The 22,868-nt window shown below is 66.8% G+C and carries 26 protein-coding genes and 1 tRNA gene; 17 read left to right on the top strand and 10 right to left on the bottom strand.

Annotated features, from left to right (window positions below; translation table 11 throughout):
* Positions 1–123 precede the first annotated feature (123 nt).
* Positions 124–396: a hypothetical protein gene (locus tag LAQ73_RS04370; RefSeq protein ID WP_224270028.1), complete on the top strand. Its 273-nt coding sequence runs from the start codon at positions 124–126 to the stop codon at positions 394–396.
* A gap of 91 nt (positions 397–487) precedes the next feature.
* On the opposite strand, the gene LAQ73_RS04365 is transcribed toward LAQ73_RS04370, so the two are convergent.
* Positions 488–1,918 (bottom strand): S8 family peptidase, encoded by a 1,431-nt coding sequence (locus LAQ73_RS04365; protein WP_224270027.1) that lies wholly within the window; start codon positions 1,916–1,918, stop codon positions 488–490.
* Between the two features lie 220 nt (positions 1,919–2,138).
* On the opposite strand from LAQ73_RS04365, the gene LAQ73_RS04360 reads away from it, so the two are divergent.
* The 13 genes from LAQ73_RS04360 to LAQ73_RS04300 all read left to right on the top strand — a co-directional run bounded on the left by LAQ73_RS04360 (position 2,139) and on the right by LAQ73_RS04300 (position 13,551).
* Positions 2,139–2,846 carry a YqjF family protein gene (locus LAQ73_RS04360; protein ID WP_224270026.1) on the top strand — a complete coding sequence of 236 codons (708 nt, stop codon included), beginning with the start codon at positions 2,139–2,141 and terminating at the stop codon, positions 2,844–2,846.
* A gap of 238 nt (positions 2,847–3,084) precedes the next feature.
* The gene (locus tag LAQ73_RS04355; protein ID WP_224270025.1) at positions 3,085–4,530 is read left to right on the top strand and encodes a sulfatase family protein; all 1,446 of its coding nucleotides are present in this window, start codon (positions 3,085–3,087) and stop codon (positions 4,528–4,530) included.
* A gap of 3 nt (positions 4,531–4,533) precedes the next feature.
* Entirely contained in the window at positions 4,534–4,959 is a 426-nt protein-coding gene (locus tag LAQ73_RS04350) for a GtrA family protein (protein WP_224270024.1), read from the top strand.
* Positions 4,960–5,177: 218 nt separating this feature from the next.
* Entirely contained in the window at positions 5,178–5,336 is a 159-nt protein-coding gene (locus LAQ73_RS04345; RefSeq protein ID WP_224270023.1) for a hypothetical protein, read from the top strand.
* A gap of 102 nt (positions 5,337–5,438) precedes the next feature.
* A complete protein-coding gene (locus LAQ73_RS04340; RefSeq protein ID WP_224270022.1) occupies positions 5,439–7,157 on the top strand; it encodes an ATP-dependent DNA ligase in 1,719 nt (572 codons plus the stop codon).
* Positions 7,158–7,217: 60 nt separating this feature from the next.
* Positions 7,218–8,204 carry an MBL fold metallo-hydrolase gene (locus LAQ73_RS04335; protein WP_224270021.1) on the top strand — a complete coding sequence of 329 codons (987 nt, stop codon included), beginning with the start codon at positions 7,218–7,220 and terminating at the stop codon, positions 8,202–8,204.
* A gap of 99 nt (positions 8,205–8,303) precedes the next feature.
* Positions 8,304–8,483, top strand: coding sequence for a hypothetical protein (locus tag LAQ73_RS04330; RefSeq protein ID WP_224270020.1), 180 nt, complete (start codon positions 8,304–8,306; stop codon positions 8,481–8,483).
* A gap of 78 nt (positions 8,484–8,561) precedes the next feature.
* A complete protein-coding gene (locus LAQ73_RS04325; RefSeq protein ID WP_224270019.1) occupies positions 8,562–9,023 on the top strand; it encodes an SHOCT domain-containing protein in 462 nt (153 codons plus the stop codon).
* Positions 9,024–9,164: 141 nt separating this feature from the next.
* Positions 9,165–10,175, top strand: a complete 1,011-nt coding sequence (locus LAQ73_RS04320) for a metallophosphoesterase family protein (RefSeq protein ID WP_224270018.1) — start codon at positions 9,165–9,167, stop codon at positions 10,173–10,175.
* A gap of 88 nt (positions 10,176–10,263) precedes the next feature.
* Positions 10,264–11,238 carry a DUF4129 domain-containing protein gene (locus tag LAQ73_RS04315; RefSeq protein ID WP_224270017.1) on the top strand — a complete coding sequence of 325 codons (975 nt, stop codon included), beginning with the start codon at positions 10,264–10,266 and terminating at the stop codon, positions 11,236–11,238.
* Positions 11,235–11,786: a DUF7269 family protein gene (locus LAQ73_RS04310; RefSeq protein WP_224270016.1), complete on the top strand. Its 552-nt coding sequence runs from the start codon at positions 11,235–11,237 to the stop codon at positions 11,784–11,786. The genes LAQ73_RS04315 and LAQ73_RS04310 overlap by 4 nt, the downstream gene beginning before the upstream one ends.
* Positions 11,783–13,057 (top strand): DUF58 domain-containing protein, encoded by a 1,275-nt coding sequence (locus LAQ73_RS04305; protein ID WP_224270015.1) that lies wholly within the window; start codon positions 11,783–11,785, stop codon positions 13,055–13,057. Before LAQ73_RS04310 ends, LAQ73_RS04305 begins: the two co-directional genes overlap by 4 nt.
* The gene (locus LAQ73_RS04300; RefSeq protein ID WP_224270014.1) at positions 13,054–13,551 is read left to right on the top strand and encodes a DUF7519 family protein; all 498 of its coding nucleotides are present in this window, start codon (positions 13,054–13,056) and stop codon (positions 13,549–13,551) included. Before LAQ73_RS04305 ends, LAQ73_RS04300 begins: the two co-directional genes overlap by 4 nt.
* A 32-nt stretch (positions 13,552–13,583) precedes the next feature.
* Here the strand turns inward: LAQ73_RS04300 and LAQ73_RS04295 are convergent, their stop codons facing one another.
* On the bottom strand, positions 13,584–14,546 hold the full coding sequence (locus LAQ73_RS04295) for an AAA family ATPase (protein ID WP_224270013.1): 963 nt from the start codon (positions 14,544–14,546) through the stop codon (positions 13,584–13,586).
* Positions 14,547–14,673: 127 nt separating this feature from the next.
* Between LAQ73_RS04295 and LAQ73_RS04290 the strand changes: the two genes are divergently transcribed.
* Positions 14,674–14,758: transfer RNA gene (locus LAQ73_RS04290), tRNA-Ser, on the top strand.
* 334 nt (positions 14,759–15,092) lie between these two features.
* Here the strand turns inward: LAQ73_RS04290 and LAQ73_RS04285 are convergent.
* The 3 genes from LAQ73_RS04285 to LAQ73_RS04275 form a co-directional block, all read right to left on the bottom strand.
* Positions 15,093–15,971 (bottom strand): substrate-binding domain-containing protein, encoded by an 879-nt coding sequence (locus LAQ73_RS04285; protein ID WP_224270012.1) that lies wholly within the window; start codon positions 15,969–15,971, stop codon positions 15,093–15,095.
* 22 nt (positions 15,972–15,993) lie between these two features.
* Complete coding sequence (locus LAQ73_RS04280; protein ID WP_224270011.1) at positions 15,994–16,887, bottom strand: manganese catalase family protein; 894 nt, start codon at positions 16,885–16,887, stop codon at positions 15,994–15,996.
* 170 nt (positions 16,888–17,057) lie between these two features.
* Positions 17,058–17,291 (bottom strand): hypothetical protein, encoded by a 234-nt coding sequence (locus LAQ73_RS04275; protein ID WP_224270010.1) that lies wholly within the window; start codon positions 17,289–17,291, stop codon positions 17,058–17,060.
* Between the two features lie 152 nt (positions 17,292–17,443).
* On the opposite strand from LAQ73_RS04275, the gene LAQ73_RS04270 reads away from it, so the two are divergent.
* Together LAQ73_RS04270 and LAQ73_RS04265 are read left to right on the top strand one after the other, a co-directional pair.
* A complete protein-coding gene (locus LAQ73_RS04270; RefSeq protein WP_224270009.1) occupies positions 17,444–17,917 on the top strand; it encodes an SHOCT domain-containing protein in 474 nt (157 codons plus the stop codon).
* Between the two features lie 122 nt (positions 17,918–18,039).
* Positions 18,040–19,047: an AI-2E family transporter gene (locus LAQ73_RS04265; RefSeq protein ID WP_224270008.1), complete on the top strand. Its 1,008-nt coding sequence runs from the start codon at positions 18,040–18,042 to the stop codon at positions 19,045–19,047.
* A gap of 6 nt (positions 19,048–19,053) precedes the next feature.
* On the opposite strand, the gene LAQ73_RS04260 is transcribed toward LAQ73_RS04265, so the two are convergent.
* From LAQ73_RS04260 to LAQ73_RS04240, 5 genes are all read right to left on the bottom strand, one after another.
* Complete coding sequence (locus LAQ73_RS04260) at positions 19,054–19,368, bottom strand: DUF8081 domain-containing protein (protein WP_224270007.1); 315 nt, start codon at positions 19,366–19,368, stop codon at positions 19,054–19,056.
* Between the two features lie 53 nt (positions 19,369–19,421).
* Positions 19,422–19,946, bottom strand: coding sequence for a hypothetical protein (locus LAQ73_RS04255; protein ID WP_224270006.1), 525 nt, complete (start codon positions 19,944–19,946; stop codon positions 19,422–19,424).
* A 292-nt stretch (positions 19,947–20,238) separates the two neighbouring features.
* A complete protein-coding gene (locus LAQ73_RS04250) occupies positions 20,239–21,717 on the bottom strand; it encodes an alpha-isopropylmalate synthase regulatory domain-containing protein (protein WP_224270005.1) in 1,479 nt (492 codons plus the stop codon).
* A gap of 274 nt (positions 21,718–21,991) precedes the next feature.
* Entirely contained in the window at positions 21,992–22,327 is a 336-nt protein-coding gene (locus LAQ73_RS04245; protein ID WP_224270004.1) for a DUF192 domain-containing protein, read from the bottom strand.
* A 56-nt stretch (positions 22,328–22,383) separates the two neighbouring features.
* On the bottom strand, positions 22,384–22,737 hold the full coding sequence (locus tag LAQ73_RS04240) for a HalOD1 output domain-containing protein (RefSeq protein WP_224270003.1): 354 nt from the start codon (positions 22,735–22,737) through the stop codon (positions 22,384–22,386).
* Positions 22,738–22,868: the final 131 nt, after the last annotated feature.

Below are 22,868 nucleotides of genomic sequence, written 5' to 3'. Positions count from 1 at the left end.
CTCGAAGACGGGGCGACGAGCGGCTCGCGTGGGCTGCCGCGTCGACACTCCCGGTCACGCTGAGTTACCGCCTCTCCGACGAATCTGAGGCTACATTCGACGCGAGGACGTACGTGAGCTACGATGAGCGACGTAGACCGACTGAGGCGACGGGTGCGAGCGCTCGAAGACCACGTGCTGGGCGCAGAGGCCGAGGAGTTCGCCGGCGCTCCGCCGGAGCGAACCGAGCGGCCGCTCGACGGGTTAATACGCCGGGTGAGACGGCTCGAACGCGAAGTCCTCGAAAACGACGACAGACCGGAACTCAGACGCCGCGTCGACGAACTCGAACGCCGCGTCGAAGCACTCGAAAGGTCGTCGGACGCCCGACCCGACGGGGAGCCCGAGCGGTCGTAGCTTCGGAGGGGGCATCGATTCGGAGCGGTCGTAGCTTCGGAGAGGCCGCCGATTCGGAGGGGCCGTAGCTTCGGAGAGGCCGTCGATTCGGCTACTGCGCGGCCTTCACCAGCCGCTTCAGGTCGAGGTGGCCCGCGCCGTGGTACGTCTGGTCACCGTCGACGCTGCTGGCGGTCTCTCGGATGAGCGCTTCGACCTCCTCGGCGCTGGCGTCGGGTCGAAGCGAGCGGACGAGCGCGACGGCCCCTGAAACCTGTGGTGCGGCCATCGACGTCCCGGCTTTCCACCCGTAGCCGGCGACGACGGAGCCGTCCTCTGCGACGAGGTTGACAGTCGAGAAGACGAGGTCCCGCTCCGCGCCCTCGACGCCGCCGTTCAGCGCGTCCAGGTCGGCGTCGCCGCCGGCAGCGGAGACGTCGACGGCGCTGCCGTAGTTCGTGTAGAACGCCGGGTCCGTCGTCTCCTCTTCGACGCGGTTGCCGAGGAGCCACTTCTCCTCGTTGTCGTCGTGTTTGTCGCCCCAACCGTAGCCGATGGGCCCGGTGGCGGAGACGCCGAAGATGCCCTCGACTTCGGTCGGGAGGCTCAGGATGCCCTCGGCGTCCATGTCGAGGCCGTCGTTACCGGCGGAGTTGACGATGACCATCTCCTTCGAGCGGGCGTACTCGGCGACGCGGCGGTACGCCTCCTGGATGGCGAGCAGTTCGGGGAACTGCTCGGGGTCGACGTACGGATACGGGTAGCCGAGACTGATGTTGGCGGCGTCACAGCCCTGATTGGCCGCGTAGACGAGCGCCGCGAGCGTGTCGCCCGTCGCCCCAGCGACGCCAGAGAAGACGCGCAGCGAGAGCAGTTCCGTCTCCGGGGCGGTGCCGAGGACGCCGCCTGCGGGGCCGTCGTTGCTGTTCGTCGCCGCGATGGTTCCGGCGACGTGGGTGCCGTGACTGCCCGCCCCGTTCGGGCGGAAGTCCAGGCCGTCGGTCGTGAAGTTCGCCGATAGCTCGGGGTTGACGACGTCGGCGAGGTCCGGGTGCGCGTCGTAAACGCCGGAGTCGACGACGGCGACGCGGCTACCCGCGCCCTTCGTCGTGTCGTGGATGAACTCGCCGCCGCCGGGGCTGTCGGTCAGGTCGCCGACGTTCTGGACCCGCTTGTCCCACTGGAGTTCGGTGTTCGTCGCGGGTCCGTCGTGGTTGTGGCTCGCGCTCTCGCCGCTGGCGGTGGGACCGTCGGCCTCCGCGGCGACGCCGCCGTTGGCCTGATACACCGTGAGGTCCGGTATCGTCGCCGTCGCCCCGCCGACGGCCGCGGCGTCGCCGCGGGCGACCAGCAGGTCGACCTCCGAGAGGTCGTGGATGATCTCGACGTCGGCCGAAAGCTCCGCGCGCGAGACCTCCCGCAGGTCGACGAGGAACCGCTCGTCCGCTCCCGTCGCGCCTGCTGCGGTTCCCGCGCCGAGTGCGAGGCCGCCGAGTGCTGTGCCGGTGAACTTCAGAAACGACCGCCTGTTATGCTGAGTCACGGTAGATGGTTCCATACGGCATATAAATATTTTACTCCGTGTTTCTTTTCTTGAAATTAGTAAAATGTCGTCAAAGTTGCTAATCAGGCGCTCAGTTGTGTCCAAGAGAAGGTGACGTGATTGTAGGTGATTCGCAGCCTGTGAGAGAGCTATCGGTCCGCAGCCCGCCCGGAGTCGTTCCTCCCACCGAAGTTTACTGGCCTCGATACGTAGTACGAATATGGTACTCCCGCTGGCGATGGGGTGGCGGCATCTTCTGTTCGAGAATTGGCGCGTCGACTCCGACCGCCTCGCCGCCCTCCTCCCCGAATCGCTCGCCGTCGACGAGTACGACGGCTCCGGGTGGCTCTCGGTGATACCGTTTATGAACGTGAACGTCAGACCGAAGGGGGTTCCTCGACGGCTGGGTCTTCCGCTGCCGGAGCTGAACATCCGGACGTACGTCACCTACGACGGCAACCCGGCAGTGTACTTCTTCAGTCTCGACGCGCAGGGGATTCTGAGCGTGCTCGGCGCGCGCCTGTTTCACCGACTCCCGTACTACTACGCGCGAATCTCGCTCGAACCGGACGGCGACCGGGTTCGGTTCCGGAGCCGTCGACTCCACCCCGGCGACAGACCCGCCCACTACCGGGCGACGTACTGGCCGACGGGCGAACCGTTCTCCTCGTCCGACGACCCGCTGGCGGCGTTTCTGACCGAGCGGTATCGGTTCTACACGGAAGCGTCGGACGGGACCGTTCGGTACACCGACATCGACCACGACTCGTGGACGCTGTATCCGGCGGCGGCGACGGTCGAAACGGACACGCTGTCTCGGGCCAACGGGTTCGCTCGCCCCGACGACGAACCGATTCGGTACTACAGTCCGGGGGTAGACGTCGTCGCCTCGCCGAGTGCGCGAGCATCCGACGACGGAGACGTCTGACCCGTCCCCCGTCGAGCGTGAGGCCGTCGCCTGGAATCTGTCGGCGTCGAGCGGTCGCGCCCACGTCACGACGAACTCTGGAAACCGAAACTGTGACGGGGGTGACCCGCGTAGACACGGGCCGGTACTGACGCATACGGCTTCTCGACACTGACTGGACCGTCTCGCGTGGAGTGCGACGACCTCGTCCGGCGGTGCTCGAAGCGGCGTCAGTCTGTGGCAAGACGGCTCGCTACCCATGACGACACACGCCGACATCTCCAACGTGGTACTCGTGACGGTCGATTCGCTTCGCGCGGATGCGGTCGGCCCGTACGACTCCGACCGTCACACACCCGTACTGCAGGACTTGGCCGACCGAGGGACGGTGTTCGAGAACGCGTTTGCGACGGGGAACTGGACGCCGTTTTCGTTCCCCGGACTGCTCGCCTCCCGTCCCGTGTTCGCGGATACGGGCCGTATCGGCGTGAGCGAGTCGCCGACGCTCGCCGGGACGCTCTCGGAGGCGGGCGTCGAGACGGCCGGGTTCAACGCCGCCAACGGGTTTCTCACCGAACACTGGGGGTACGACGAGGGGTTCGAGGAGTTCGAACCGTTCGTCGCGGACGTCGGGTCGGACCGATACAGCCGATATCTCGCCGCCCACCCGACCGTCGAGGGGTGGCTGCAGCTGGCGGCTTCGCCGTTTCGCCGCCTCTCTTCGCAGCTGCGAGGCGGCGGCACCGACAAGCCGTTTCTGGACACCTCGCGCATGCTCGACGCCGAACAGACGGCGACGTCGTTCGTCGAGAACGCCGACGAACCGTTCTTTCTGTGGATTCACTACATGGACGCACACACGCCGTACGTCCCCGCGCCGCGCTACATCCGCGAAGTCTCCTCTGCGATGTTCGGCACCCACCGGATGCTCCTCGCGCACACCCGCACCGGCCTCGGCTGGGAGGTCGGCGACCGAACGCTCTCGGACCTCCGGACGCTGTATCAGGGGGCGGTCAGACAGGTCGACGCGAGCATCGGCCGCCTCCTCGACAGTCTCGACGCGGCGGGCCACCGCGACGAAACGGCCGTCGTCGTCGCCGGCGACCACGGCGAGGAGTTCCAGGAACACGGCCACCTCGCACACTATCCGAAGCTCTACGACGAACTCATCCACGTCCCGCTCGTGGTCGACGTTCCCGGCGCGGACGCTCGGCGCATCGACGGGCACGTCGGCCTCGACGCCGTCCCGCCGACGGTCTGCGACCTCTTCGGCGTCGACCCGCCGGCGGAGTGGGCCGGTGAGAGTCTCGTTTCGAGCGTCGTCGACGGTGCGCACCCCGACGCCGACCCCGTGGTCTCCGTCGCCGTCCGCGGCGACGATGTGACCCAGCAGCCGATTCCGCGGAGTCTCGGCGACGGCGACCTGCTCGTGAGCGCGCGGACGCGAGAGTGGACCTACATCGAGAACACCGAGACCGGCGCGCAGGAACTGTATCACCGACCGACCGACCCCGACCAGGAGACCGATCGCACGGTCGCCCCGACACCGGAGGACGAATCGGTCATCGCTCGGCTCCGTCAACCGGTGCGCGAACACGCCGAGCTGCTCACCGAAACGGACGAGGGCGTATCCGACGACGCGTCCGGGGCCGACGCCGTGGACGACGCCGTCGAAACCCGCCTCTCCGCGCTCGGATACCGATAACCGATGGTCCGAGCGCTGCTGCGGGCCCTCGTCGAGAGCCCCATCGCCGTCCGCCTGCGCCGATTCGTCATCGTCGGCGCGGTGGCCGCGGGCGTTCAGCTGGTGTTGCTGTGGCTGTTCGTCGAACAGGGCGGGGTGAACTACCTGGTCGCGGCCGCCATCGCCATCGAGATAACCATCGTCTTCCAGTACGTGTTGAACAACGCGTGGACGTTTCAGGCGTTTCAGAACACCGGGATGAACGCGTTTCTCTCCGGACTGGTGAAGACGAACCTCGTCCGCGGGAGCGCGATTCCGATCCAACTCGGCATCCTCTACGGGTTGGTCACGTGGGGAGGCGTTCCGTATCTACTCGCCAACGGCATCGCAATCGTCCTCAGCGGCATCTACCGGTACGTGCTCGACTCGCGGTGGACGTGGGCGGAGTGAGACGCCGTCCGGATACGCTCCTGTCGAACCCTGCGCTCCTGTCGCGTAACCGAACCCAACTTCCTCCGCCGCGAACCGGACTCTCTCTTTTTATCATATATATTAAGGACGAAATCGCGGGACGGCGATACGATATTCACTTTCACCGCGGATGGATAACCTTCTAATGGGTCTACCGACACAAGCAACCAAGCGGGCACGACGCCCACTTCGCATCTATGTTCGAATCTGTCAAATCCGTAGTCGGTCGGGAAACACGCGACGCGACGTTCTACGAGTGTCGTCGCTGCGGAACCACGCTCGATGCGAACGACGAGCGCTGTCAGTGCTGCGGGTCCGGCGACGTCGCCGAGTACGCCGCCGAGTCGCTCGAGTAACGACCTCGACGCGCCCATCAGCGCTCGAGTTACCCCGCTCTCCGTCGGGCTACGTTCGATCGCCGGAGAGGCCTTATTCGCCTCCGAAACGTAGTCGAGACGATGGAGTACGCCGCTCTCGTCGACGTCTACCGTTGCCTCGAAACGACCGCCTCCACCAACGAGAAGACGGCCGTGTTGGCCGACTGCTTCGCGGCCGCGAGCGAGGGGCAGCTACCGTTGGTCGCTACCTTGGTCCGCGGAACGGTGTTTCCGGCGTGGGATAGCCGCGAACTCGGCGTCTCCTCCAGTCTCACCCGCGAGGCGATACGGAAGGCGACGGGCGTCGACGACGACCAGATCGGGGAGTGGTGGCGCGAACGCGGTGACCTGGGCGACGCGGCGGCGCTCGCCGTCGAGAACCGAAGCCAGCAGACGCTGTTCTCGGAGTCGCTCACTGTCGAACTGGTCCACGAGACGCTCACCGAGTTAGCCGGGTACACCGGTGAGGGAAGCCAGTCGCGCCGCGTCGACGCCGTGGCGAAACTGCTGACGAGCGCCGACCCCGACGAAGCGCGGTACGTCGTCCGCACCGTCGTCGGTGCGATGCGCCTCGGTATCGGCGAGGGAACCGTCCGTGACGCCGTCGCGGCGGCGTTTCTCGACGGGAGCGACGAGGCCGTCTCGGCGGTCGAACGCGCCCACCAGTTGACCAACGACTTCCGCGTCGTCGCCGAGACGGCGCGCGACGAGGGAATCGAGGGACTCCGAGCGCTGGACGTGGAGCTGTTCCGTCCGCTGAAGGTGATGCTCGCACAGAAAGCCGAGAGCGTCGGAGACGCGCTCGCGGAGGTGGGGGGCGGAGCGAACGAAGAAGGAGAGCCGTCGGTGACGACCGAGACGGCGGTCCGCTGCGAGTACAAGTACGACGGCCTCCGAACGCAGATTCACAAGCGCGGCGACGAGGTGCGACTCTTCACCCGGCGACTCGAAGACGTGACCGAACAGTTTCCCGAACTCGTCTCGGACGTTCGGAACCACGTCTCGGCGGACGACTGCATCCTCGAAAGCGAGACGGTCGGGTACAGTCCCGAGACGAATCGTCCGGTACCGTTTCAGGAGCTCTCCCGGCGAATCAAGCGCGAGAACCGTATCGAGGAGTTAGTGGAGTCGGTGCCGGTCGTGACACACCTGTTCGACGCGCTCTACGTCGACGGCGAGTCGCTGCTGGACGCCCCCCTTCGGACGCGCGTCGAGAGACTCGGCGACTGCGTCGACGACGGAGCCGACGTCCTCGAACCGGCGACCGCGATCGCAGTCGAAGACGAGACCGAGGCCCGCGAGTTCTACGAAACCGCGCTCTCGAACGGACACGAGGGAATCATGGTGAAGAACCTCGACGCGGCGTACCAACCCGGGTCGCGGGTCGGCTACATGCTGAAAGTAAAACCGGTGATGGAGCCGCTGGACCTCGTCGTCGTCGGCGCGAAGTGGAGCGAGGGGCGAAAGAGCGAGTTTCTGGGGCGGCTGCATCTCGCGTGCCGCGACGAGGAGTCCGGGGATCTGTGCGACGTGGGCTGGCTGTTCTCGGGGCTCACCGACGAACAGCTCGCGGAGATGACGCACCGGCTCGAACCGCTCGTCGCCGAACGACGGGGCCGCGAGGTCCGCGTCCGGCCGGAAGTCGTCGTCGAAGCCGAGTACGAGGAGATACAGCGGTCGACGGAGTCCGAATCGGGGTACGCGCTCCGGTTCCCGCGCTTTGCGAGGTTTCGAGACGACCTCTCTCCCGACGAGGTCGACCCGCTCTCGAAGGTCGAACGGCTGTACGACGACCAGTGAGCAAACGCGGGGAGGCCACCTGCAGAACCGACTTTGCTCGGCGGCCCCTCTCTCTGCACAGTGACCGGCAGCGTCAGATACACCGACGGTATCCGCATCGACCTGGCGACCGGCGTGACGGTGGCGGCCGACAGCGAGTCCGTCGACGGCGAGATCAACGTGTTGAGCCACGCCCACGGCGACCACCTCTACCGCTCTGCACCCGGCGACGTGGTCTGCTCGGAGCTGACCGCCGCGCTGGTGAACGCCCGCCGCGACGACGAGGAGCCGCTGACGCCGACGCCACACCCGTCGGTCGAACTCGTCGACGCCGGCCACGTCGCCGGGTCGACGGCCGCCCTCGTCGACGACGGCGAGCGAACGTACTGCTACACGGGCGACATCTCGACGCGCGACCGGTTCTACCTCGACGGCTTCCGACCGCCGAACGCCGACGTGCTGATCATTGAGTCGACGTACGGCAAACCCGAGTACGTCTTTCCACCGCAGAAGGATATCGAGCGCGAACTGGTCGACTGGCTCGACGACACCCACGAGAGGCCCGTCCTCCTGTTCGGCTACTCGCTCGGGCGAGCGCAGAAACTCCAGCTGCTCGCCGGGCGCTCCGACCGGTCGCGGCTCTTCGTCACGAAGGCCGTCGCGCGCATCAACGCCGTCATCGAAGACCACCTCGACGTTTCGTTCGGGGCCTCGCGGTACAGACGCGACGTCGAACTCGATGCGGGCGACGCGCTCGTGCTCCCGACGCAGACGAGTCGACTCGCGTTCGTCGACGACATCGTCGAGGAGACGGGCGCGCTGAAAGTCGGCGTCTCCGGGTGGGCCGTCGACCGGAGTTTCGAGTTCCGTGGCGACTACGACGAGACGTTCGCGCTCTCGGACCACTGCGACTTCACGGAGCTCGTCGACGTCGTCGAACGGACCGATCCCCAGCAGGTGTACACGAACCACGGCTTCGCCGACGAGTTCGCCGACTACCTCGCCGCCGAACTCGACTACGAAGCCCGCTCGCTGAAGCGTAACCAGACCGCGCTCTCGGATTTCTGACTTCCGCGTCGCCCCGCGGGTCGACCCCGACGCAGTCGTCCAGTTTCACTTTCGCTCTGCTAGGCTCGCCTACAAGTCACTCACCGAGAATGTACGTGTATGAGCATCGCCGTGAGGCGCGACCGAGAGCAGTCGCGGAAGTGCATCGACATCACCGACCTAACCGCCAAAGAGGTTCCCGCCTGCATCGACCGCCAGCGCGAACGCGGCGTCGAACTGTACCTCGAACGGAAGGGCGCGAGAACGTTTCTGGTGTCCGCCCCGGCCGAGAACCGGTAGTTCGGTCGCTCTCCGGATCGTCGACGCACCGGCCCGGTGGACGAACCGTTATCATCTTGCACACGCACTACTCACTCGATGGCCAAAAATCGGATCTCTCGGCGGCCGGCCGACCCCGACGACGAAGACGACGAGTCGCCACTCGAACAGGTCGTGGCGGGCGTCGTCATCGCGCTCATCTTTCTCGTCGGATTCGGCCTCCTCGCACTCGGGAATCCGTGGTTCTGGGTCGCGTTTCCGGTCGGGTTCGCGGGGCTGCTCCCGGCGGCTATCGGACTGGCCCGGTGGTACGAACACCGACGCGAACGCGACGAGACCGAGCGCGGACACCGCTCGGAGTCCGAGGCGGACGACATCGACCGGGCGCTGGCGACGCTCCGCGAGCGGTACGCCCGCGGCGAACTCGACGAGGAAGCGTTCGAGTACCACTTAGAGCGCCTGTTGAGCACCGAGACGACCGGCGACGCGCGCTCTGAACTCCGGCGTCGCCGCGAGTCCGCTTCGGCGACCGAACGCGAGCTCGAAGAGACGGAGAACTGAGAGTACGCATCTCTCGTCGTCGATGCTGACACGGTTTCTTCGCCCCTCGATTTCGAATAAGACGGGTGTGTGCTATATTCACAAATTATAATGAGGCCGATATGTTTACCCGCACAGGCGGGCTAGCCCCGCCGAACACCGATGACCGGCCCCACCCGCGAAACCGAACTCGCGCATCTCGACCGACCGAAAGCCCCCGAGACGACGTTCGCCGTCGTCTCCGACGCCCACGTCACCGCCGACGCCGAGGGGACGTGGAAAGTGTTTCACCGGACCGAGTCCCGACTCGAAGCGGTCGTCGACGACGTGAACCGCCGGGACGTCGACGGACTCGTCTTCGCGGGCGACCTGACGAAGGACGGGACGTCTCCGGAGTTCGACCGCGTCGCCGAGATTCTCTCGGGGCTCGACGCGCCGTACTTCGCCGTCCCGGGGAACCACGACGTCCCGAAGACGTTCGACGAGCACGAGACCCCGCCGCTGTCGACGTTCGTCGCCGCGCACTGCCCCGACGAGCTGCCCTACCGGGCCCGTCTGGGCGGCCTCGACGTCGTCTGTCTCAACAGCGCCTCCGACGCCGACGGAACGCTCCGGGAGGGCCACGCGGGTCGCATCTCCGACGCGCAACTCGACTGGATGGCCGACGCCGTCGACCCCGAGACGCCGACGGTCGCCGTCTTTCACCACCCGACGACGCACGTCGGCCGCCTCTTCGAGCGGTTCCCCGACACCGACCACTACCAACTCCAGAACGCCGACGCGGTGGTCGAGGCGCTCGATTCGGCCAACGTCGAGTTGGCGATCTCGGGGCACATCCACTGGCCGACGGCCGCCCGCGTCTCCGGTGTCTCCGGCGAGTCCGACAGTCGTCCGCGTAACGGTCCGGCCGACTCGTTCGACGGCGTGACGCAGGTGACGACGCCCGCGGCGTGTTCGTTCCCGCAGGCGTATCTGCTCGTCCGCGTGACGCCCGAGGGAACCACCGTCTCGTTGGTCCCGCTCGGCGACGACGAGGCCCGAACCGAGGCGTATCGCTACGCCGCCGCCGACAGTGCCCGCGATAGTGCCGTCGCCGAGAGCACCGACGACGGCTACTTCGACTCCTTCCCGCTGCTCGACGAGCGCGCGCCGAAACCCACTACCTCGGACTGAATCGCGCGACGTCGGCCCTCGTTCGTTGTTTCTGGTTGATGAGTCGGGGTCGAAACCACTAAACGGCGTTGCCACGGTATCACGTGACGTGCAGAGAGACACCGCCTTTCGGATCGGTCTCGCCGCTCTCGCCGTCTGCGCACTCGCACTCGCCGCCGCGACCCTCGACTCCGCGGTCGTCACCGACGACGGCAGTAGTTTCGGCCTCGGCACCTCCGACAGCGGAAGCTTCGGCGGGGGCAGCGATGCTCCCGAGGAGCAACCGCCGTTCGCGGGCGGCGAAGGGGGAACGGCCCCGCTACTGAGTTTCTGTGTCCCGTTTCTGACGCAGTGGTGGGTCGCCCCCGCAATCGTGAGCGCGTTCGTCGCCATGAACGTGTTCGCCCGGTACAAGACCGGATCGTACCTCCTCGGTCTCGCGTTCACCGTCTCGTTCGGCAGCCTCGTTCTCATCCTCTACGTGTTGCTCACGTCCTGTGTGACCCCGCAGTCGCCGTTCGGATTCGGCAGCGAAGAGAACTCAACCAACAGTTCGCTGTTCCCGGGGTCGGCCGGGTCGTCCGGCCTCACCGGTACCGGCGAGACCGTCACGTCGCCGACGATACTCCTGCTCGCCATCCTCGGTGTCGTCCTCGTCGGCGCGGTGCTGTTGCTGTTCGTCTCTACCGGCGACGACGACGATGTTGCCGAGAGCGCCGACGCTGACGCCGAGCCGATACCCGACGTGGCCGCCCTCGGGGAAGCCGCCGGCCGCGCGGCCGACCGAATCGAAGCCGACGCGAACACCGACAACGAGGTGTACAGCGCGTGGGTCGAGATGACCGGTTTGCTCGACGTCGAGCGTCCGCAGACGAGCACTCCCGAGGAGTTCGCCGCCGCCGCCGAGGACGCGGGGATGGCCCGCGAAGACGTGCGCGAACTCACGAGCCTCTTCGAGTACGTCCGCTACGGCGACGGCGCGGTGACCGCCGAACGGGAGGAACGCGCCGTCGCGGCGCTCCGCCGCATCGAGTCGACTTACGCCGACGGGGCCGCAGACGCCGAAGGGAGTGAGAGTCGGTGAGAACCCTCACCGCGTTCGCGGGCCTCACCGCCACGGTCTTCGGCTTCGCCGTCGTCGTCGACCGCGGCCTCGCCGGACTGTTCGACCTCGACTACCTCATCGTGACGCTCGTCGGCGCGCTCGCGCTCGTCCAGGGCGTCCGGTACGGGCTCTCCCGACGAAAGACGTCGTTTCACGCCACAACCACCGACGACCCGGAACTTCGGCACCACGTGCCGGTACCCGGCGACGAGGTGGACATCGAGTTCGCCGACGAACGCTCGCTCGGGCGGGCACAGAAACGAGAGCGAGTCCGCGAACGACTCCGCGAGGCGGCGCTCGAAACGCTCGTCGGGTACGGCGGCCTGACGCGCGAGAAGGCGCGAGAACGCCTCGACGCCGGGACGTGGACCGACGACCCCGTCGCGGCCGCGGCGCTGCGGGAGTCGCCGCCTCGTCCGTCGCTCGTCGCTCGCGTTCGAGCGATGCTCCGGACCGAGTCACCCTTCGAGCGGAGCGCCCGCCACGTCGTCGACGAACTCGCGGCGATTCAGGAGGGGAGACGATGAGCGCTTTCGAGACGAATCGGTGGACGGGTGTCGAGGCGCTGGCGCTCCTCGCGGGGAGTCTGGCGATTCTCGTCTCGCCTCGCCGACCGGCGTTGCTGCTCGCCGGGGTACTGGGAATCGCCTACGCGGCGTACGCCTACGGCGGCGACGCACCCGACCCCTCGGTGACCGTGGAACGCGAACTCGACGACTCGACGCCCGAACCCGACGAGACGGTTCGCGTCACCGTCACCGTCCGAAACGCCGGCGAGTCGACGCTTTCGGACCTCCGCGTCGTCGACGGCGTTCCGCCAGCGCTGGAGGTCACCGACGGGACCGCTCGGCTCGGAACCGCGCTCAGACCGGGCAAGCGGGCGCGCTTCTCCTACGAAGTGCGCGCGGTTCGCGGCGAACACGAGTGGAAACCGATGCGAGTCATCGTCCGCAACGCCAGCGGGAGCAACGAGCGCGCGACGGAGACGAACACCGAGACGGTGCTCCGCTGCGAACCACGGCTGTCGGCGACGGAGAACCTCCCGCTTCGGGGGTTGACGACGCAGTACGCCGGGCGCATCGCGACGGACGTCGCGGGCGCGGGACTGGAGTTCACGTCGACGCGCGAGTACCGCCGCGGCGACCCGCTCAAGCGCGTCGACTGGAACCGACTCGCGCGGACCGGCGAACTCGCGACGACCGAGTTTCGAGAAGAGCGTGCGGCGACGGTCGTGTTGCTCGTCGATGCCCGCGAGGAGTCGTATCTCGCGCCCGAAGCGGACGCGCCGAACGCCGTCGAACGGTCGACGGAGGCCGCCGGCGAGACGTTCGTCGCGCTGCTGGACGGCGGCGACCGAGTGGGGGTGGCGACGTTCGCCGCCGAGAACCTCTGGCTACCGCCGGGGACGGGTCAAGACCACCGCGCGCGCGGACGGAGGCTGCTGGCGACGCATCCGTCGCTCGCGCCGACGCCCCCGGAGGACGCGGCGTTCTTCCCTTCGATTCGCCTCCGCCGCCTCCAGCGTCGTCTGCCGGCGGACGCACAGGTCATCCTGTTCTCGCCGCTGGTCGACGACTACGTCGTCACCGCGGCGCGGCGACTCGACGCCTACGGCCACCTCGTCACCGTCGTCAGCCCCGACCCGACGGCAGACGAGACGCCGGGACGTCGCCTCGCGCGCGTCGAGCGCCGGAACCGGATGAGTCGACTCCGACGCGCCGGCATCCGCGTCATCGACTGGCGCGACGAGTCGCTGGCGACCGAACTCGCCCGCGCACGGGAACGGTGGTCCTCGTGAGCGAAGTCACGCGGAAGCCGGCGCTTTTGAGCGTCTCGCTCTCGATGGTCGGCGCGGGCGTCTGTCTCGTCGCGGCGGCGCTGAGTTCGACGACGGCGTTGTCGGCGGCGGCCGTCGGCGTCGTCGTCCTCGCGGTCGGGTTGCTCGTCGGCGGGCGTCGGGCGGTGACCACCGGCGGGGTCGCGCTGTTCGCGGCCGTCGTCTTCGGCGGTGTCGCGGGGTCGGGTCCCGAGCTGCTGCTCGTCGGACTGCTCGCGGCCGTGTTCGCGTGGGACGTCGGCGAGAACGCCATCGGTATCGGTGAGCAGCTGGGTCGGGAGACGGACACGAACCGGGCGGAACTCGTTCACGCGGCGTCGACGCTCTCGGTCGGTATCGTCGCCACCGTCTTGGGCTACGGCGCGTACCGAGCCGCCGGCGGCGGGCAACCGGTGACGGCGCTCGTGTTCCTGCTGTTGGGCGTGGTCGCGCTCGTGGCGGCGCTGCGCGACTGAGATAACGAATCGAATCGGACCGACGGCGCGCGCTACCGCTTTTCGAAGTCGACGGTCGGCACGTCGACGGAGTTGAGCACGTCGTCGACGACGTCGCCTTTGTCCACGTCGGAGACTTTCGCGTCCGGCGTGAGCACGAGACGATGGGCCAACACCGGATGACTGACGCGCTTGACGTCGTCGGGCGTGACGAACTCGCGGCCGGCGTAGACGGCGCGGGCGCGGGTCGCCTCGAACATCCGCTGGGTGCCGCGCGGGGAGACGCCGACGGCGACGCGGCGGTCGTTGCGGGTCGCCTGCGTCAGTTCGGCCATGTACTGCAACAGGTCGTCGTGGACGCGGACGCGTTCGGGCGTCGCCCGCATCGCCAGCACCTCGTCGGATGAGAGCACCCGCTCGACGGTCGGACTGCGGGTGTCGCGGCCGGCGCGACGGCGCAGCAGTTCGACCTCGCCGTCGAGTTCGGGGTAGCCGATGGCGGTCTTCACCGAGAAGCGGTCGACCTGCGCCTCGGGGAGCGGGAACGTCCCCTCCTGTTCGACGGGGTTCTGCGTCGCGATGACGAAGAAGGGCTTGGGCAACTGGTGGGTTTCGCCGTCGACGGTCACCTGTCCCTCCTCCATCGCTTCGAGGAGCGCGGCCTGCGTCTTCGGCGGCGCGCGGTTGATCTCGTCGGCGAGGACGATGTTGGCGAAGATGGGGCCTTCGGAGAACTCGAAACTGCGGTCCTGCTCGTTGAAGATGTTCGTCCCGGTGACGTCCGAGGGGAGCAGGTCGGGCGTGAACTGCACGCGGGAGAAACTGAGGCCGAGCGCCTGTGCGATGCTGCGGGCGGTGAGCGTCTTGCCGGTGCCGGGGACGTCTTCGAGGAGGACGTGGCCGCGGGCGAGCACGCCGAGCATGATTCGCTCGAAGAACTCGTCGTCTGCGATGACCGCACCTTTCACCGTGTCGAGGACCTGGTCACAGGCGGTACTCGCTTCGGAGATATCCATGTATCCCGACAGGCGTTCTCGGAGAACTTAGACCCATTGGCCCCTCTGTGAGTGTCACTGACACTGTCGAATCGGTTCGGAGAAATCGAAACCGATTAAACGAGGGCGGGCGATTGTAGGAACGGAAGCCGAGGTAGCCTAGCCTGGCCAAGGCGGTAGATTCGAAATCTACTGTCCGTTCGGACTCGGGAGTTCAAATCTCTCCCTCGGCGCTTTTCAGAGACTCACACTCCGAGCGGCGCGTTTCATCGCGCCGCGAGGCTCGGTTCTGTGTACCCGCCCGACGAGAGATTTGAACGAGAGGACGAGCGACCGGCGGGAGCGAAGTCCGCGTAGTTCAGATCTCTCGCTCGGCGCTTTTCGGATCGTTGCACTCCGAGCGGCGCGTTTCATCGCGCTGCGAGGCTCAACGAGGTAAACGTCGGTCGAGAGATTCGAGTTAGGGAGTGGAGCAAACGAACGCGAGCGGAACGACCGTGGTTCAGATCTCTCTCGGCGCGTCGAATACTCCAGTAAAAATGGAGACGGGTGAGACAGTCTCGACCGCTACCCGCCGATCGGATTCTCGTAGTAGGTCGTCCGGCCCACCCGCTCCGCGCTCCGGCGGGAGTACGCCCGAATCAGTTCCTCCGCCGCCAATTCTTCGAGCGAATCGCGGTCGACGTAGAGGAACGAGAGTCGGACGAGCGGCGTTTCCGAGGCCGCGTCGTCACTCGCGGCGGACGCGCTCGCGAGATGTTCGCTGTCCGATTCGTAGTACCCGACGCCGCCGAACCCGGAGGCGTACTGGAACTCGCGGACGCCGCGGACGAGCATCGTCCCGTCCGGAGTCGGCGGTGCGCGTCGGCGGCTCCCGCCGTTCTCGTCGCTGTCGTACTCCGGGCCGAACGTCACCGAACCCGCCGCATCCTCGGGTGCGGCCTCCGCCCACGTCTCGACCGGTCCATCGCCGCTCCACGCCTCGGCGATTCGCCCCGGCGACAGACACTCGCACCACGTCGACTCCGGCTGGTGTAACACCATCCTGTTCGTCGGAATCTCCCGATTCGCGTACGCGACGCCGTTTTCGACCACCCGCGTCCGTTCTGCGGGGAGAATCGGTCGACTGGCGGCGAGAACATCGGCGTCGCCGGCGGCGAATCGTCGGAAACCCTCGGTCGTCTCCGCGACGCGAAACGAGACGCCGACGCTCGGATCGCTCTCACGGAATCGAGCGACTGCGTCGCGCGCCGTCTCGCGCTGCGCCGGACTCGCAGCGACGACCAGCTGCCGGCTGCGTCGGTCGCTTTCGCTTCCGCCGGCGGTTCCGGCCGGGAGCCCCACTCCGGCCGTCACCCCGGCCAGTACGAGGAAGCCGCGCCGCGACGTCGGGGCGCGCCGACGCTTTCGGGAACGCCGGCGACGACGCTCTTCAGTCGAAGTCATCGCGTGAACACTCCCTCACGGTTCACTTCCCGTCCTTCGAGTCGTCCTCGTCGCCGACGAGGGCGTCTTCGCCGTCCGGTATCGGGCTGTTGTACGTCTCCGGCTTCGACTCCTCGACGTCCGGTTCGTATCCGTCGAGATCCTGTTGGTTGAAGAAGGAGAACTCTCCCTCGTCGTCCGGCGACGTGCCGGTCGTCCACGGTTCGTCGGGGTTCGACTGCTCCTCGATGTCCGTGGACATGAACGCGTAGTTGTACTCCTGGTTCTCCGCCTCGTCCGGGAAGCTGTCGGGAATCGGAAGCACGTCGTAGGGGTCGTCGGGGTCACCGAGGTCCTTCAGCATCTGCGTCCACTGGTTCTGGTGCATCGTGTCGCGCGCGATGAGGTACGAGAACATGTCTTTCATCCCCGGGTCGTCGGTCATCTCGTACAGTCGGCAGGCGAGCTGCCGTCCCGTCGACTCGGCGGCGATGTTCGACTGGAGGTCGGCCGCGAGATTGCCGCTCGCGACGACGTAGTTACCGTTGAACGGTGCGCCGTTGGCGTCGACGAACTGCGGGTTCAGTCCGCCGGAGAGGAACTGTCTCGGTTGGAGTCCGGCGAGCGTCGCGTAGTCCCTCCCGCCCAGCACCTCCTCTTTCAGTTGGACCGGCGCGCCCTGCAAGTTCTTGTGAACGGCGGTGACGTACATCTCGACGTGGCCGAACTCCTCGGCGGCGGTGTCGATGAGCGCCCGGCGATACGGTTTGAACTCCTCCGTCTTCGGCAGTCCCATCGCCTGCGCCATGTACTGGAGCGCGACCCGGAGCTCGCCTTCGACGCCTCCGATGCCCTCCTGGAGCATCTTCGCGAATATCGGGTCCGGCTCTTCGACTTCGACTGGGTACTGCAGTTGGTCTCCTTCGTGGTAAAACATTTACTTCACCGTTGAATATCGCAGGCGTTTTGCACATAAAGACAATACACGACACAGGCGAGTTACAACCGTCCAACTAAGTACAGATGAATTGAGCGTCCGCGTTTCGAGTGTGTCCGCTCACTGAGGACCCGGAGAGAACTCGCGCGTTCGGCGACGAGCGGACGCGACTACTCGGAGGGCGTGTCGGCCACCGTCTCGTCTCTCGTGCCGTGGTACACCGCCTGCACGTACGCCTCCGGATTCTCGATAACCCACTGTCGGGCGGTCCCGAAGTTGTACGTCTCCAAGCCGTCGAGCACTTCCTCGGAGAGCAATTCGTGGGTTCCCATCTGACGGAGCGTCTTGAGTTCGCAGTGCACTTGGCGCGGTACCGCGACCGGTTCGGTATCGGAGTCTCCCATCGACTGAGTTCGCAACGCACAGACGTATATCGATTCGCCGCGACGAGACCGCCCTCACCCACCATCGCGGACGCGGTGGCGGTCGTCGACACCGGCTTTAGTACGGACGGACACGGAAACTTACATACTGTCTTCCTTTGAAACAGTGAGACATGCGAAGGTCAGTCGGCAGTCGAACACGCTCGGAGTCGACGTCGCAAGCTATCGTCGCGCTCCTCGCACTCGTACTGAGCGTCGAGTTGGTCCTCTCGGCTGCGTCCTATCTTCTCGCCGGGCTGCTCCATGAAGGAGTCGTCGAACGGACGCTCGACTCGCTGGCGTTCCTGCTCACGGTCCCCGACGGGATGGTCTCGGCGTGGGGAGTACTGCTGTTCGGCCTCGTCGGTCTCACGGCAACCTGTTCGATTGCACGCGAGGTACTCCGTAGCGTCTCCGCCGTCGCCTCCCGTCCGAGTGTGAGCGACCGGTCGCCGGAACTGGACCCGATCGCCGCCCTCCAGATGCGCTACGCCGACGGCGAACTGAGCGACGAGCAGTTCGAACGAAGACTCGCACACCTGCTCAGAAGCGGCGAGCACGGCGAGTCGTCGCCGGAAAACGTCTCACGAGACGACCGCACCGAGTGAGTCGGGGCGGTCGCACCTCGGCGTGAAGCCGCGGCGGCTCTCACCGTCACCGTCGTCTCCCCGAGACGCCCGTTTCGGTGCGAGCCTCCCGATTTATCCGGTCGTCGCCCCTTAGAAGAGGTATGCAGCGCGACCGCGCGTTTCTCCTGTTCGCGATAGGGATCGTCGGCGTACTCTCCGCACTACTGCTGTTTCCGTTTCTTCAGTACATCCTCGCGGCGGTCCTTCTCGCCTACGTGTTGAAGCCGGTTCACCGACGGCTCGAACCGCGAATCGGGTCTCGAATCGCCGCCGCGGCGCTCATCGTGGTCTCGACGCTGGCCGTTCTGCTCCCCATCGCCCTCGTCGTGCAAGTCGTCCTCCAGGAGGCTCGCTCCGTCGTCACCGCCGTCCGCGACCTGCTGTCGGGGTCGACGCCGTTCGGTGAGCTCGCCCAGATGGGTCTCTCCGTCGAAGCACTGTTCGGGTCCGCAGAGGGAAGCGGGTCGACGCTCGTCGGCAGCGTCGTCGACGTTTTCGGTGGCCTCTCGAACGCGGTCATCGGCCTCACAGTCCTGCTGTTTCTGCTCTACTATCTATTGACCGACGGAACGGCGCTCGTCGCGTGGATTCGGCGAGCGATTCCGCTGCCGTCGCCGATACAGGACGAACTCCACGCTCGTATCGACCGACTCATGTGGGCGGTGCTGGTCGGCAACGTCCTCGTCGCCATCGTGCAGGGAATCCTCACGGGCATCGGATTCGTCATCGTCGGCTTTCCGAGCGCCATCTTCTGGACCGTCTTCACGGTTCTGCTCTCGCTTCTGCCGCTCATCGGCGCGTCCATCGTCTGGTTTCCGGCGGCCGTCTATCTCGGACTCACCGGCCGATACGTCTCGGCGGGCGTTCTGTTCGTCTACGGGGCCGTCGTCGTCAGCCTCTCGGACAACTACCTTCGTCCCGTCATCGGCGGGCGGGAAGCGCATCTCAACCCCGGTCTGTTCGTCGTCGGTATCTTCGGCGGCGTCGCGGCGTTCGGGTTCATGGGTATCTTCTTCGGCCCCATCATCCTCGGCGTGCTGAAAACGCTCGTCGACGTGTACGTCCGCGAGTACGCCGGCGCTGACCAGCTGCCGGTCGGCGGCGACTGACCCCGGTCAGAACCGGTCGAAGCCGGACTGTTCACTCTCGGTCCCGCCGCGGAGCCGGCGTCGGCGCTTGTCGTACGCGCCGTCGAGCGCGACTCGTTCGCGACGGCCGACGAGATATGCGTCGACGGCGGAGTCGTCTCGCGGGTCGGCCAGTCGAACCCAGACGCGAGGCTCGCCCCCGCCGGAGAGCGACGCCGCCCACGACTCGGCGTCGGCACGCGTTCCGAAACGGCGACGGGTCCCGCGGCGGACGACGGCGGCACCGACCGCGCCGTTGGTCCGCCGCGCCGACGGCTTCACTTCGACGACGAACTCGCTCACGGTGACGGACCGAGGTTCGCCGTCGACTCACTTCGGTGTTTCACTTCGCCCGACTAGAAGGGGCCGCATCCCATCGTCGTCGACCACGACGAACACTCCAGCCGCCCGCCTTCGCGGACGGCGACGGTCGTCACCGACTCGTTGCAGTCGAAGTTCGACCGGTCGACGCCGACCGTCGCGGCCGACGCGTCCTCGATGTCGACGACGGTGGTGTAGTTCGCCGGACGGTGCAGCGTCAGCGCGACGTACTCGTCGGCGGCCAACTCGAACGTCCGCTCGAACGTCTCGTGCGCTCGGAGCGTGTTTCGGTAGACGGCGACGGTTATCTCGCGGGGCGGGCCGTCGTTCCAGACGTTGAGTCCGTGCGGTCCGTTGTTCGCCGGGCGGAGGACGCCGAACCGAGAGCCGACGTCGACCCGTTCGGTCGGACTGCCGTCGAGTCTCGCGTCGAACTCCACGTCGTGGGCGGCGGGTGGAAACTGGGCGTTCTTGCGGAACTCCGGCAGTCGACCGGCGCACCCGGCGGTTCCGCCGACGGCGACCGTTCCGAGGAGGGCACAGAAGCGGCGACGTTGCATACAGTCAGTAGTATCGACATCAGTGATAAGTTTCATGATAGGTAAAATAACCGACTTCGTCACGCAGTCTGTCGATTTTCGACTGGGGAGAGTTGACACGTGTGTCACGATCGACGCTCGATGCTCTGGTCACTGACGAACTTGACTCGTCGACGGTGTGCGTCGCCGCAGTCTCGATACCAACCGGGTTCGGGAGACGACATACGACCGCCAGTCGTCGGCGGTCGTCAGGCAGTCAGCGGCCGTCGACGGTTAGTCGTCGGCGGTCAGCGTCGATGGTCAGCGTCGACGGCTAGTCGTCAGCGGGCGGCGCGTCGACCACCGCTTTCGGCGCGCGCAACCGGTCGAGCGCGTCGACCATCGCAACGACGCTCGCGCGGGTGATGTCGGCGTCCGCCGCCGCGACGCTCACCGACCGGTCGCCCCGGGAGAGTTCGACTGCGACGGTGACGACGGCGTCGGTGCCGCCGGAGATGGCGTCGACGCGGTACGACTCCAGCTGGAAGGCGGCGTCGGGACCGAGCGCCGTGCGAACCGCCTCGACGGCGGCGTCGACGGGACCGTTGCCCGTTCCGGCGGCGACGCGCTCCTCGTCGTCGACGGCGAGTCTGACGCTGGCGGTCGGGACGCCGCCGCCGCTGGTCGCCTGCAGGTCGACGAGCCGGACGCGGCGCTCGCGGGCGCGACCTTGCACGTCCTCGGCGATGGTGAGCAGGTCGGCGTCGGTGACGCGTTTGCCGCGCTCGGCGAGGCCTTTGACGCGTTCGACGACTCGCGCGAGTTCGTCGACGGTCACCTCGACGCCGTGTTCGTCGAGCGCCGCCCGGACGCCGGCGCGCCCGGCGTGCTTGCCGAGGACGAGGCGTCGTTCCCGACCCACCGTCTCGGGCGGGTACGGTTCGTACATCGCCTCGTCCTTCAACGTGCCGTCGGTGTGGATGCCGCTCTCGTGGGCGAAGGCGTTCTCGCCGACGACGGCCTTGTTCGGCGGCAGCGGCGTCTCCGTCGCGCGGGCGACGGTCTGTGCGAGCGAGTACAGCTCGTCGAGGTTCGCACACGCCACGCCGTAGCAGTGCGAGAGCGCAACCGCGACTTCTTCGAGCGCGACGTTGCCCGCGCGCTCGCCGACGCCGTTGACCGTGGCGTGGACGAGGTCCGCGCCCGCCCGGAGGCTGGCGTGGACGTTCGTCATGGCGAAGCCCAGGTCGTCGTGGACGTGCGTGCTCGTCGGGCCGTGCTCGGCCAGTTTCGAGACGACGCGCTCGGTGTGCTCGGGGCCGCCGTGGCCGACGGTGTCGCAGTAGCAGAAGCGGTCGGCTCCGGCGTCGTGCGCGGCCGCGGCGAGGCGGTCGAGGAACTCGAGGTCCGCCCGGGAGCCGTCCTCCCCGAGCACCTCGACCCACAGCCCGTGGTCGCGGGAGTACTCGACGAGTTCGACCGTCGTCTCGACGACCGAGTCGCGGTCGGTGCCGACCTTCCGTTCGACGTGGCGGTCGCTGGCGGGGACGACGAGGTTGACGCCGTCGACGCCGCAGTCGAGCGCGAGGTCGACGTCGGCGCGGACGCCCCGAGCGAAGCTCGTCACCGTCGCGTCGAGGTCGAGGTCGGCGACGCGGGCGATGGCGTCGCGTTCGCCCGCGCCGGTACAGGCGCTTCCGGCCTCGACGAACGGCACCGCCGCTCTGTCGAGTGCGCGTGCGATGTCGACCTTCTCGGTCGCCGAGAGCGAGACACCAGGCGCTTGCTCGCCGTCTCTGAGCGTCGTATCCAAAAGCAGTACGTCGCGTCCGTCGAGCGACGCTGCGAACGGGGTGGCAGTCGCGTTCGCGTCGTCGGTCGATGAGTTATCTTGGGCGCGGAATTTCTCGGCCAGTCGCCTCGCGGCGACTTACCCTATCCTCCGTGCCAGAACTGGTATGGTCCGACATTGTAGACGCCTCCTTAGGCCGTCGGCATATCAACTTGTGGGGTATGACAGAACTTGCCAGCCGGATTCGCCGCCGCGGTCGGTTCAGTCGATGCCGGACCAGTCGCCGTCGGTTCGCTCACTCGACGAGTTCGACCGAGTCGCCCTCGTCGACGCCGTCGGCCGCCCCCGCCGGGAGCTCGACGATGGTGTCGGCGATTCCCCAGCCGAGGCCGGTCCATCCGGAGAGTCGGGCCCGCTTTGTCACCTCGCCGTCGACCATCCAGAGCGCGTCGATCGGAAACGGGACGAACAGCATGTGGAGGCTCCGGCGCTCCGCCTCGTCGAAGCGAAAGACGAGCGCGTAGTCGTCGGGGACCGACCGTCGGAACATCAGACCCCGACTCTGTTGGAGAAAGCCATCCGCGAACTCGACGGTCCTCGCTATCGGTCGTCCCTCGTGAACGAGTTGCACGACTCGGCGTTACGACGGAGCGGTAAAAGTGTGTCAGATTCGCTCGATAGGAGACGTTACCGCATGCCGGCCGCGAGCGTCCGCCGCCCGCCGCCGTCTTTCTGTTCGTAGACGGTGATTCGGCCGTGGCTCTCGACGACGATGGTGTAGCTGAGCGCCTCGAACGCGACGGAGCCGCCGAGACTGGTCTTCTCGGTGCCAGCAAAGAGGTTGTTCAGCGCGTCGGGGTTGATCGACTCGTGCATGAAGGGGTCGAGGTCGAGGGGGTCGACACCCTCGACGGACGCGATCGCGTCGATGACTGCGAACGAGAGGTCGGTCTCGGCGGGGTCGACGATGACTTCGTGTCGTTGTCGATAGCGGTCGGTGTCGTAGGAGTGTCCAGTGTGAGATGATGAGTGGTCTTTCATGTATATATCGCGCCCATGCTGGCGTCAGCGACCAGCAGTAATCTGGTTGTAATCCATCTACCAACATCTGGGGTTTTCAACCTACCGTTTCATATGCGATAGTTCTGAAGTTATTTTATATCGAATTTCAA

Source organism: Haloprofundus salinisoli (genome assembly GCF_020097815.1).
In the GTDB taxonomy this organism is placed as follows: Archaea; Halobacteriota; Halobacteria; order Halobacteriales; family Haloferacaceae; genus Haloprofundus; species Haloprofundus salinisoli.
Note: the sequence above shows the minus strand (reverse complement) of the source record. Positions and strands in the feature narration are given on the sequence as shown.

What these genes read in the sequence shown, in the direction of transcription:
- LAQ73_RS04305 (WP_224270015.1), top strand. Translation starts at nt 11,783, where the DNA reads ATGAGCGCTTTCGAGACGAATCGGTGGACGGGTGTCGAGGCGCTGGCG.
- LAQ73_RS04345 (WP_224270023.1), top strand. Translation starts at nt 5,178, where the DNA reads ATGTTCGAATCTGTCAAATCCGTAGTCGGTCGGGAAACACGCGACGCG.
- LAQ73_RS04325 (WP_224270019.1), top strand. Translation starts at nt 8,562, where the DNA reads ATGGCCAAAAATCGGATCTCTCGGCGGCCGGCCGACCCCGACGACGAA.
- LAQ73_RS04320 (WP_224270018.1), top strand. Translation starts at nt 9,165, where the DNA reads ATGACCGGCCCCACCCGCGAAACCGAACTCGCGCATCTCGACCGACCG.
- LAQ73_RS04285 (WP_224270012.1), bottom strand. Translation starts at nt 15,971, where the DNA reads ATGACTTCGACTGAAGAGCGTCGTCGCCGGCGTTCCCGAAAGCGTCGG.
- LAQ73_RS04370 (WP_224270028.1), top strand. Translation starts at nt 124, where the DNA reads ATGAGCGACGTAGACCGACTGAGGCGACGGGTGCGAGCGCTCGAAGAC.
- LAQ73_RS04265 (WP_224270008.1), top strand. Translation starts at nt 18,040, where the DNA reads ATGCAGCGCGACCGCGCGTTTCTCCTGTTCGCGATAGGGATCGTCGGC.
- LAQ73_RS04240 (WP_224270003.1), bottom strand. Translation starts at nt 22,737, where the DNA reads ATGAAAGACCACTCATCATCTCACACTGGACACTCCTACGACACCGAC.
- LAQ73_RS04330 (WP_224270020.1), top strand. Translation starts at nt 8,304, where the DNA reads ATGAGCATCGCCGTGAGGCGCGACCGAGAGCAGTCGCGGAAGTGCATC.
- LAQ73_RS04270 (WP_224270009.1), top strand. Translation starts at nt 17,444, where the DNA reads ATGCGAAGGTCAGTCGGCAGTCGAACACGCTCGGAGTCGACGTCGCAA.
- LAQ73_RS04350 (WP_224270024.1), top strand. Translation starts at nt 4,534, where the DNA reads ATGGTCCGAGCGCTGCTGCGGGCCCTCGTCGAGAGCCCCATCGCCGTC.
- LAQ73_RS04360 (WP_224270026.1), top strand. Translation starts at nt 2,139, where the DNA reads ATGGTACTCCCGCTGGCGATGGGGTGGCGGCATCTTCTGTTCGAGAAT.
- LAQ73_RS04340 (WP_224270022.1), top strand. Translation starts at nt 5,439, where the DNA reads ATGGAGTACGCCGCTCTCGTCGACGTCTACCGTTGCCTCGAAACGACC.
- LAQ73_RS04275 (WP_224270010.1), bottom strand. Translation starts at nt 17,291, where the DNA reads ATGGGAGACTCCGATACCGAACCGGTCGCGGTACCGCGCCAAGTGCAC.
- LAQ73_RS04255 (WP_224270006.1), bottom strand. Translation starts at nt 19,946, where the DNA reads ATGCAACGTCGCCGCTTCTGTGCCCTCCTCGGAACGGTCGCCGTCGGC.
- LAQ73_RS04280 (WP_224270011.1), bottom strand. Translation starts at nt 16,887, where the DNA reads ATGTTTTACCACGAAGGAGACCAACTGCAGTACCCAGTCGAAGTCGAA.
- LAQ73_RS04355 (WP_224270025.1), top strand. Translation starts at nt 3,085, where the DNA reads ATGACGACACACGCCGACATCTCCAACGTGGTACTCGTGACGGTCGAT.
- LAQ73_RS04295 (WP_224270013.1), bottom strand. Translation starts at nt 14,546, where the DNA reads ATGGATATCTCCGAAGCGAGTACCGCCTGTGACCAGGTCCTCGACACG.